General features: G+C 64.9%; 2 protein-coding genes. Both read left to right on the forward strand.

The annotated features are described in order from the left end of the window. The first annotated feature begins 1 nt into the window (after window position 1). Complete coding sequence (locus Q9451_RS09740) at window positions 2-7,822, forward strand: non-ribosomal peptide synthetase (RefSeq protein WP_012273658.1); 7,821 nt, start codon at window positions 2-4, stop codon at window positions 7,820-7,822. Between the two features lies 1 nt (window position 7,823). Continuing rightward, window positions 7,824-11,168 carry a non-ribosomal peptide synthetase gene (locus Q9451_RS09745; RefSeq protein WP_012273657.1) on the forward strand — a complete coding sequence of 1,115 codons (3,345 nt, stop codon included), beginning with the start codon at window positions 7,824-7,826 and terminating at the stop codon, window positions 11,166-11,168. Window positions 11,169-11,175 lie beyond the last annotated feature (7 nt).

Below are 11,175 nucleotides of genomic sequence, written 5' to 3' on the forward strand. Positions count from 1 at the left end.
CATGGAACTCACTGCAGCACAACGCATCGCCCAACGTTTCGTCGGCCTCCCCGTGGAGCAACGCCAGCAGATCCTGGACAAGATGCAGGCCAGCGGGCAGAGCTTCCGCCTGCTGCCCATCGTGCCGGCACGCCAGGGCCTGGCACGCATTCCGCTGTCGTACGCCCAGCAGCGCCTGTTGTTCCTCTGGCAACTGGAGCCCGACAGCCCGGCCTACAACGTGCCCATTGCCGTACGCCTGAAAGGCGCACTGGACCAGGCGGTGCTGCAACAGGCGCTGGACGCGCTGGTGCAGCGCCACGAATCGCTGCGCACGCGCTTCGCCTCCGTGGAGGGTGAATTCCACCAGGAAATCCTCGACCCGTGCCCGCTGCCCCTGGAGCTGGTGATGTTCGACGGCGAGCCCGACGCAGCATCGCTGAGCGTGGCCGTGGACGCGGCCCTCAAGCAGCCGTTCGACCTGCTGAGCGGGCCGCTGCTGCGGGTGACCTTGCTGCGTGTGGCGGACCAGGAGCACGTACTGGCGCTGAGCATGCATCACATCATCTCCGACGGTTGGTCCAGCGATGTGCTGGTGCAGGAGTTCATCCAGCTGTACACCGCCCTGGCCGAGGGGCGGCAGGCCGATTTGCCGGCTTTGCCGATCCAGTACGCCGACTACGCCATCTGGCAGCGCGCCTGGCTTGAAGCCGGTGAAGCACAGCGCCAGCTGGCCTACTGGCAAGCGCAGTTGGGTGACGAGCAGCCGGTGCTGAGCCTGCCACTGGACTTCGAACGCCCGGCCACGCCAAGCCAGCGCGGTGCGGTGGTGCGCGTGGATATTGCGGGCGAACGGGCCGAGGCCCTGCGCAGCCTGGCACGCAAGGGCGGCCACACGCTGTTCGTGCTGGTACTGGCGGCCATGGCGGTGGTGCTGTCGCGCTACAGCGGCCAGGCCGACATTCGTATCGGTGCACCGAATGCCGGGCGTAACCGCAAGGAACTGGAAGGCCTGATCGGCTTTTTCATCAACACCCAGGTGCTGCGCGTGCAGGTGGACGAGCGCGCCACTTTCACCGCGCTGCTGGAACAGGTGAAAGAGGTGATCGGCGGCGCCCAGTCGCACCAGGAGTTGCCGTTCGAGCACCTGGTCGACGCCTTGTTGCCTGAGCGCAACCTGGCCCACAACCCGCTGTTCCAGTTCAAGATCAACCAGCATGTGGCCACCAGTGAGGCGGGGCGTCAGCGCCTGGGCGCGCTGGAGGTGGAAGGCTTTGCCCGTGACGGCGGCGATGCTCGCTTCGACCTGGCCTTCGACTTCGCCGACAAGGCCGACGGTATCGAAGGCTACTTCACCTTCGCCACCGACCTGTTCGAGCAGGCCACCATCGAGCGCATGGCGGTTTCGCTGCGACAGGTACTGGAGGCACTGGTCCGCGACCCGCAGCAGGCGATCGTCGATTGCCCGGAAGTACCAGTAGTGTTGCCAATGGCCGGACAGGCCTATCCACAGGGCGACTTCCTGGGGCTGTGGCGCCAGGCAATTGTTCAAGGCCAGGCGCGCGGCGGCGTGCGTGCGGGTGACCGGTTCATGACCCAGGCCGGGCTGGAGGCCGGGTCCAACCGCCTGGCCAATTACCTGCGCCAGCGCGGTGTTGGCGCAGGCAGCGTCGTTGCCTTGTGCCTGCCGCGCTCCATCGAATGGGTCAGCGCCTTGCTTGCGGTGCTCAAGACCGGTGCGGCCTACCTGCCACTGGACACCCAGCAACCGCAGGAGCGCCTGCAGCAACTGCTTGCCGACAGTGCTGCCACAGTGCTGCTGCACGAGCCAGGTGATTCGCGTTTCGTGGGCCTGGATGGCCTGCAGGTGATTGCCTGCGACCACAGCGCCTGGGCAACCTGCAGCGACAGCCCGCTCGACGTGGCAGTCGCCCCCGAACAGCCGGCTTACCTCATCTACACCTCGGGCTCGACCGGGCAGCCGAAAGGCGTGGTGATCAGCCATGGGGCGCTGGCCAGTTATACCCAGGCGGTGCTGGAGCGCCTGCAATTGCCGGCAGAGGCAAGCATGGCAATGGTCTCCACCACGGCTGCCGACCTTGGCCATACCGTGCTGTTCGGCGCCTTGGCCTCGGGCCGCCTGCTGCACTTGCTGCCACAGGAATTGGCTTTCGACCCGGATGGTTTCGCCAGCTACATGGCGCAGCACCAGGTTGGTGTGCTGAAACTGGTGCCGAGCCACCTGCAAGGCTTGCTGCAAGCAGCCCGCGCTGCCGATGTGCTACCTGGCGAAGCGCTGATCCTTGGCGGCGAAGCATGCAGTTGGGGCCTGTTGGAAAAGATCCGCGAGTTGCGCCCTGGTTGCCGGGTGATCAACCACTATGGCCCGACCGAAACCACGGTTGGCGTGCTCACCTTCGAGCCCGGCCAGCCCGTGCCAGGCTGCCGCACGGTGCCGGTCGGCCGCCCACTGGGCAACGCTAGCGCGCAGGTGCTGGATGGCTATCTCAACCCGCTGGCGGCGCATGTGCCCGGCGAGTTGTACCTGGGCGGGCAGGGCGTAGCCCAGGGTTATCTCGGCCAGCCTGGGCTGACGGCCGAACGCTTCGTGCCCACCGAGGACGGTGCCCGCGTGTACCGCACCGGCGACCGTGCGCGGCTGACTGCCGATGGCCTGATCGAGTTCGTTGGCCGCGCCGACGACCAGGTGAAGATTCGTGGCTACCGCGTGGAGCCGGGCGAAGTGGCTCGCCTACTGGCGGGCTTGCCCGCAGTCCGTGAGGCCGTGGTGCTGGCCCTGCCGCTGGACAGTGATGCCGAGCGCCTGCAACTGGTGGCTTATGTGGTCGCCGAGGCTGGCGTCACCGAGCAGCAACTGCTGGCACAGTTGCAAGCACGCTTGCCTGAGTACATGGTGCCGGCACAGATGCTGCTGCTCGAACGCCTGCCACTGACCGCCAACGGCAAGCTCGACAAGCGCGCACTGCCGGCACCGGGCGCTGTCAGCCGAGGCTTCGTGGCGCCGCAAGGTGAAATCGAAGAGAAGCTGGCCGCCGTATGGGCCGATGTGCTCAAGCTGGAGCGAGTCGGCAGCAGCGACAACTTCTTCGAGCTGGGCGGCGACTCGATCCTCAGCCTGCAGATCATTGCCCGGGCCAAACGCCAGGGCATCAAGATCACCCCCAAGCAGTTGTTCGAACAACAGACCATCGCCCAACTGGCGCAGGTGGCCAAGCGTATCGAGGCCAAGCAGCCAGCGGCGGCGCTCGTGGACACGGCCCTCAGCGGCGAGGTAGCCCTGCTGCCGGCCCAGGCGCGGTTCTTCGAGATGGATGTGGCGCAACCGGCGCACTGGAACCAGTCGGTACTGCTCAAACCCGCCAGCCCGGTACAGTTGCAACAGCTGGAGGCCGCCTTGCGTGCGGTGGTCGAGCAGCATGATGCCCTGCGTTTGCGCTTCACCCGTGGCGATGGCCAGTGGCGGGCACGCTTCCAGCCGTTGGGCAGCGCACCGTTGCTGCACCAGCGCCAGTTGGCTGCGCTAGGCGAGCTGGATGCTGCCGGCAACGAGGTACAAGCCAGCCTGAACCTGGAACAGGGGCCATTGCTGCGTGCCGAACTGTTCGATTTCGCCGATGGCCAGCAGCGTTTGCTGCTGGTGGTTCACCATCTTGTGGTCGACGGCGTGTCGTGGCGGGTGCTGCTGGAAGACCTGCAAGAAGCCTACAAGCAATTGCTGAACGGCCAGGCCGTAAACCTGCCCGCCAAGACCGCTGCAGTACAAACCTGGGCCGAACGCCTGGTCGCCCACGCCGGCAGCCCTACGCTGCAAGCCCAGTGCGACTACTGGTTGCAAGCGCTGGCCGACAACAATGCTGAATTGCCACGCGATAACCCACAGGGCAGCCTGGACAATAGCCACGCCCGCACCGCCGCTACACGGTTGGATGCCGAGCGCACTGCCAAGCTGCTGAAGCAGGCTCCGGCAGCCTACCGCACGCAGATCAACGACCTGCTGCTGACCGCACTGGCGCGCACGCTGTGCCAGTGGAGCACGCAAGACAATGTGTTGGTCCAGCTCGAAGGCCATGGCCGCGAAGACCTGTTCGACGACCTCGACCTAAGCCGCACCGTGGGCTGGTTCACCAGCCTGTTCCCGGTGCGCCTCACGCCGGGCGTGGACCTTGGCCAGTCGATCAAGGCCATCAAGGAGCAACTGCGCGCCGTACCGGACAAAGGCATTGGCTACGGTCTGCTGCGCTACCTCGGCGATGCCCACGTGCGTGGGCAACTGCAACGCGCCGCCCAGGCCCGTGTCACCTTCAACTACCTGGGCCAGTTCGATGCCAGCTTTGCAGGTGAGGCTGGCGCACTGTTCACCCCAAGCGGCGAAAGCGCGGGCCGCACTCAATGTGCAGGCGCGCAGCTAGGCAACTGGCTGAGCATCACTGGCCAGGTGTATGGCGGCGAGCTGTTCCTGGAATGGACCTACAGCGCCGACGTGCACCACCCGGAAACCATCGAAGGCTTGGCTAACGCCTATGAACTGGCCCTGGTCGAGCTGGTCGAGCACTGCTGCGATACCCGCCACCAGGGGGTGACCCCGTCGGACTTCCCGCTGGCCGCGTTGACCCAGGCGCAACTGGACAACCTGCCGCTGGCGGCAGCGCAGATCGCCGATGTTTACCCCCTGTCGCCCATGCAGCAGGGCATGCTGTTCCACACCCTTTACGACCAGCAGGCCGGCAATTACATCAACCAACTGCGCGTGGAAGTGCAGGGGCTGGATGTGCAACGCTTTCAGCAAGCCTGGCAGGCCACGCTGGACGCCCACGACATCCTGCGCAGCGGTTTTGTCCTGCAGGGTGAGCTGGTGCAGGCCGTACAGGTGGTGCGCAAAGCCGTCGACCTGCCCTTCAGCGAGCACGACTGGCGCGGCCAGCCTGCCCTGGAGCAAGCCCTGCAGACGCTGGCCGAGGGTGAGCGCCAGCGCGGCTTCGACCTGGCCGCCGCGCCGCTGCTGCGTCTGGTACTGGTGCGCACCGGCGATGCCAGCCACCACTTGATCTACACCAACCACCATATCCTCATGGACGGCTGGAGCACTTCGCGCCTGTTGGGTGAAGTGCTGCAACGCTATGCAGGTGTGGCGCCGCAAGCGCCGGCCACGCATTACCGCGACTACATCGCCTGGCTGCAAGGCCAGGACGCAGCCGTTGCCGAAGCGTTCTGGAAGGCCCAGCTTGCCACGCTGGACGAGCCGACCCGCCTGGCCCAGGCCATTGCCGGCAGTGCTGGCGCCGGTGGTAGTGGCTACGGCGACTACCGCCTGGCCTTCGACCGCGTGCAGACCGCACGCATCGAAGCCTTCGCCCGGGCCAATCGGGTCACGGTCAACACCTTGGTGCAGTCTGCGTGGCTGCTGTTGCTGCAGCGCTGCACCGGCCAGGCCAGCGTGTGTTTCGGCGCCACCGTGGCCGGGCGCCCAGCAGACCTGCCAGGCGTGGAAGAGCAGATCGGCCTGTTTATCAACACCTTGCCGGTGATCGGCGCGCCGCGTGCCGAGCAGCGCGTGGCCGAGTGGATCGGCCAGGTGCAGGCCGGCAACCTGGCCGTGCGCGAGTTCGAGCACACGCCGCTGTACGACGTGCAGCGTTGGGCGGGGCAGGGCGGCGAAGCGCTGTTCGATAGCATCCTGGTGTTCGAAAACTACCCGGTGGCCGAAGCGTTGCAACAGGGCGCGCCGGGTGGCCTGCGCTTTGGCGACGTCGCGGTGCAGGAGCAGACCAACTACCCGCTGACCCTGGTGGTGGAACTGGGCGCCACCTTGTCGATGCACTACAGCCACGACCGTGCGCTGTGGAGCGACGAGACGATCGGCCGCCTGGCTGGCCACTTTGCCAACTTGCTGCAGGCGCTGGTCGAGCGTCCAGATGCCGTTATCGGCGAGCTGCCAATGCTGGGCCAAGCGGAACAACAACGAATGGTCGAAGGCTGGAACGATACCCAGGCCGCGTACCCGGATGAGCGCAGCATTCATCAGCTGATCGAGGCCCAGGTGTTCGCCACCCCGGACGCCCCGGCGCTGGTGTTTGGCGAGCAGAGCCTGAGCTATGCCGAACTGAATGGCCGTGCCAACCAGCTGGCGCACAAGCTGCGCGAACAGGGCGTTGGCCCCGATGTGCTGGTGGGCATCGCCATGCAGCGCAGCCTGGAGATGGTCATTGGCCTGCTGGGTATCGTGAAAGCCGGCGGCGCTTACGTGCCGCTGGACCCTGAGTACCCGCAGGACCGCCTGAGCTACATGTTCGACGACAGCGGCATTGCCTTGCTGCTGACCCAGTCGCACCTGCGCGAGGCCCTGCCGATTCCAGCCGGCCTGCGCAGCCTGGACCTGGATACCGAGGACCTGAGCGGCTACAGCGATGGCAACCTGAACCTCGACGTGGCGCCGCTGAACCTGGCCTATGTGATCTACACCTCCGGCTCCACCGGCCGCCCGAAAGGCGCCGGCAACAGCCATCAGGCCCTGGTCAACCGCCTGTGGTGGATGCAGAAGGCCTATGGCCTGGACGCCAGCGACAGTGTGCTGCAGAAGACCCCGTTCAGCTTCGACGTGTCGGTGTGGGAGTTCTTCTGGCCGCTGATGACCGGTGCCCGCCTGGTCATGGCCCAGCCGGGCGCGCACCGCGATCCGCAATTGTTGGTGGAAACCATCAATCACCATGGCATCAGTACGCTGCACTTCGTGCCGTCGATGCTGCAGGCGTTCATGACCCACGAAGCGGTCGAGAGCTGCGTCAGCCTCAAGCGCGTGGTGTGCAGCGGTGAAGCGCTGCCGGCCGAGCTGGCGCGCCAAACCTTGCAACGCCTGACGGCGGCGGGCCTGTACAACCTCTACGGCCCGACCGAGGCGGCCATCGACGTCACTCACTGGACCTGCCAGCCAGACGAAAGCATCAGCGTGCCGATCGGCCAGCCGATCGACAACCTGAAAACCCACATCCTGGAAGGCAGCCTGCAACCCGCCGTGCGCGGCAGTGCCGGCGAGCTGTACCTGGGCGGCGTGGGCCTGGCCCGTGGTTATCACCAGCGGCCGGCGCTGACCGCCGAGCGCTTCGTGCCGGACCCGTTCAGTGACAACGGTGGCCGCCTGTACCGTACCGGCGACCTGGCGCGCTACCGCGCCGACGGCGTGATCGACTATGCCGGGCGTATCGACCACCAGGTGAAGATCCGTGGCCTGCGCATCGAGCTGGGCGAGATCGAAGCGCGCCTGCTGGAGCTGCCGAGCGTGCAGGAAGCCGTGGTGCTGGCCCAGGACGGGCCGAACGGCCAGCAACTGGTGGGCTACGTGGTGCCTGCCGACAGCACGCAAGACCAAAGCGCATTGCGCGACAGCCTGCGCGAGGCCCTCAAGGTTGGCCTGCCGGACTACATGGTGCCGGCGCACCTGCTGCTGCTCGGCAAGCTGCCGGTGACGCCGAACGGCAAGCTGGACCGCAAGGCCCTGCCGCAGCCGGATGCCAGCTTGCTGCAGCGTGAATACGTTGCTCCACACAGCCAGCTGGAGCAGCAGATCGCGGCGATCTGGGCGGATGTGCTGAAACTGGAAAGGGTTGGGCTGACCGATAACTTCTTCCAACTCGGCGGGCATTCGCTGTTGGCCACACAAGCGGTGGCGCGCCTGCAGATGGAACTGGGGGCCGAGACACCACTGGCCCTGATTTTCCAGACCGACAACCTACGCGATTACGCCGCCGCGGTCAGCGCTGCAAGCACTGACCTCACGGCTGACCTGGACGAGTTCCACGACTTCATGAATGAGCTTGAGGCAGTTTGAGATGAGCACCGATACCCGCAACACCGACCTGGTTCACCGCTTCATTCGGCTGCCACTCGAGCAGCGCAGGCTGTTTCTGGAAAAGCTGGCCTCCAAGGGCAGCAGCCTGGCGCAGTTGCCCATCCCGCAGGTGCGTGGGGAATTTGCGCAACTGCCGCTTTCCTTCGCCCAGCAGCGACAGTGGTTCCTGTGGAAGCTCGACCCGAACAGCGCGGTGTACAACATCTCTTCGGCCTTGCGCTTCAAGGGCGAGCTGGACCGGGCCGCTCTGCAGCGTGCCTTCGACACGTTGCTGGTCCGGCATGAAGCGCTGCGTACAACCTTCAGCCAACAGGGCGAGAAGGTGGTACAAGTGGTTCACCCGAGCCTGCCATTGACCGTGGCCTACGAGCACTTGAACGGTGCCGGCGAACATGCCCTGCGCGAGCAGGTGGAGCGTGAGGCCCGTCAAACCTTCGACCTGGAAAACGGCCCATTGCTGCGGGTGAAACTGCTGCAATTGAATGCTCAAGAGCATGTGCTGGTGCTGGTGCTGCACCACATCATTGCTGACGGCTGGTCCATGCCAGTGATGGTGGAAGAGTTGGTGCGCCTGTATGCAGCATACAACCAGGAGGGCGACGTGCAGTTGCCTACCCTGCCGATCCAGTACGCCGACTATGCTATCTGGCAACGCAGCTGGATGGAGGCCGGTGAGCAGGAGCGGCAGCTGGCTTACTGGACCGCCCAACTGGGGGGCGAGGACCCCGTGCTGGAATTGCCGACGGACCGCCCGCGACCTACGGTCAGCAGCCTTAAGGGCGAGCGGCTGGCGATCGACCTGCACGAGCAGCAAGCACATGCACTCAAACAGTTCGCCCAGCAACAGGGCGTGACGCCATTCATGGTGCTGCTGGCCAGCTTCCAGACCCTGTTGCACCGTTATTCGGGGCAATCTGATATCCGCGTCGGAGTGCCGGTGGCCAACCGCAACCGTGTGGAAACCGAGCGCCTGGTGGGGTTGTTCGTCAACACCCAGGTGCTGCGCGCCGAGTTCGATGTGCAGATGTCTTTCAGCGAGTTCCTCGGCCAGGTCAAACAGCGGGTCGTCGAGGCCCAGGCTCACCAAGACCTGCCGTTCGAACAGCTGGTAGAGGCCCTGCAGCCAGAGCGTAGCCTTAACCACAGCCCGCTGTTCCAGGTGATGTACAACCATCAGACCCAGGCCCGGGGCGAGCAGCACAGCTTGCCGGGGCTGGAAGTGCAAGCCGTGGCGTGGGACAACCATACCGCCAAGTTCGACCTGACCCTGGAAACCTACGAGCATGACAAGGGTATCGGCGCGGCGCTGATCTACGCCACCGACCTGTTCGATGCTTCGACTGCTCGCACGTTCGCCCGGCATTGGCAGAATCTGCTGACGGTCATCATTGAACAGCCTGCTCAGCGCATCGCCGACCTTGCCCTGCTGGACGATCATGAGTATCAGCAGATCGTCGAAGGCTGGAACGCGACCCTGGCCAGCTACCCTGATGACAGCTGTATTCACCAGCTGTTCGAAGCACAAGTGACGAAAGCCCCAGATGCGCCAGCGCTGATTTTTGGCGAGCAGACGCTGAGCTATGGCGAACTCAATCGCCGGGCCAATCAACTGGCGCACAAGCTGCGCGAGCAGGGTGTCGGCCCGGATGTGCTGGTGGGCATTGCCATACAGCGCAGCCTGGAGATGGTCGTGGGCTTGCTGGCTATCCTCAAGGCGGGTGGCGCCTACGTGCCGCTGGACCCGGAATACCCGCAGGACCGTCTGGAATACATGCTCGATGACAGCCAGGCGATCCTGCTTTTGTCAGAGACCAGCCTGATCACGCGCATGCCTGCGCAGTTCCAGTCGCGTACGCTGCTGCTCGATCAGTTGACGCTCGACGGCTACCCGGATACTGACCTGGCCTGTTTGCCCACCGCCCGCAACCTCATCTATTGCATCTACACATCAGGCTCCACCGGCAAGCCCAAGGGGGTGCAAATCGAGCACCGCAGCGTGGCGGCCCTGATCGGCTGGTCGCTGTCGGTATACAGCCAGGCGGACCTGTGCGGTGTGCTTTTCTCCACCTCGATCTGCTTCGACCTGTCGGTATGGGAGCTGTTCGTCACCTTGTCGGCTGGTGGCTATGCGGTGTTGGCTGCCAACGCCCTTGAACTGCCTGACCTGGCGGCCAGGGACCGGGTGCGGCTGGTGAATACCGTACCGTCGGCCATCAAGCAGCTGTGCGAAACCGGCAACATTCCGCCGTCGGTAAAAATCATCAACCTTTGCGGCGAAGCGCTAAAGCAGTCGATCGTCGACGATTTGTACCGCTTGGAGCATGTGAGCGATGTGTACGACCTTTACGGCCCGTCCGAGGACACTACCTACTCTACCTGCACGCTCAGGGCCGCTGGCGGCAAGGCCAATATCGGCCGGCCGTTGGACAACAGTGCAGCCTATGTGCTGAGCGGCGGCTTGCAACCTGTGCCGGTGGGGGCGGTAGGCGAATTGTACCTGGCCGGTGCCGGGTTGGCCCGTGGTTACCTGAAACGCCCGGGGCTCAGTGCTGAGCGGTTCTTGCCCAACCCTTTCGATGAGCAGGGCGGGCGTATCTACCGTACCGGTGACCTTGCCCGCTATCGCCCCGACGGTGTGCTGGAGTACGTCGGCCGGGTGGATCATCAGGTGAAGGTCCGCGGCTTTCGGATCGAACTGGGTGAGATCGAAACCCGCCTGCAGCAAGAGGCGGTGCGCGAAACCGTGGTCATGGCCATCGACGGGCCGGCGGGGCAACACCTGGTGGCCTATGTCGTGCCTACCGATGCCCGCGTGATGGCCGATGTGGCCGCACAGGAGACGCTGCGTGAAAACCTGCGGGCTGCGCTGCGCAAGAGCTTGCCGGAGTACATGGTGCCCTCCCACCTGGTGCTGATGGACAGACTGCCACTCACGCCCAACGGCAAGCTGGACCGCAAGGCGCTGCCGCGCCCGGACACTGCCCAGCTCTCAGAGGCCCATGTGCCGCCGCGTACGCCGCTGCAGCAGCAGGTGGCCGCTATCTGGGCCGATGTACTGAAAATCGAACGGGTTGGCCTGAACGACAATTTCTTCTTCCTTGGCGGGCACTCGCTGATCGCCACCCAGGTGACCGGTCGCGTCCAGGAGCAGGCGGGGTTGGCGGTCAGCCTGAAGGCACTGTTCGAAAACCCTGTGCTTGGCGACTACTGCACGCAGTTGGAGCAACTGGCACCGCTGGCGGACCCCGTTCAGAACGAACTGGCTAAATCCCTGGAGGCCTTGAAACGTCTATCTACGGAGGAAATTGAAAAGCTGCTTTCTTAGGAGATTT

The organism is Pseudomonas sp. NY8896 (assembly GCF_039634505.1).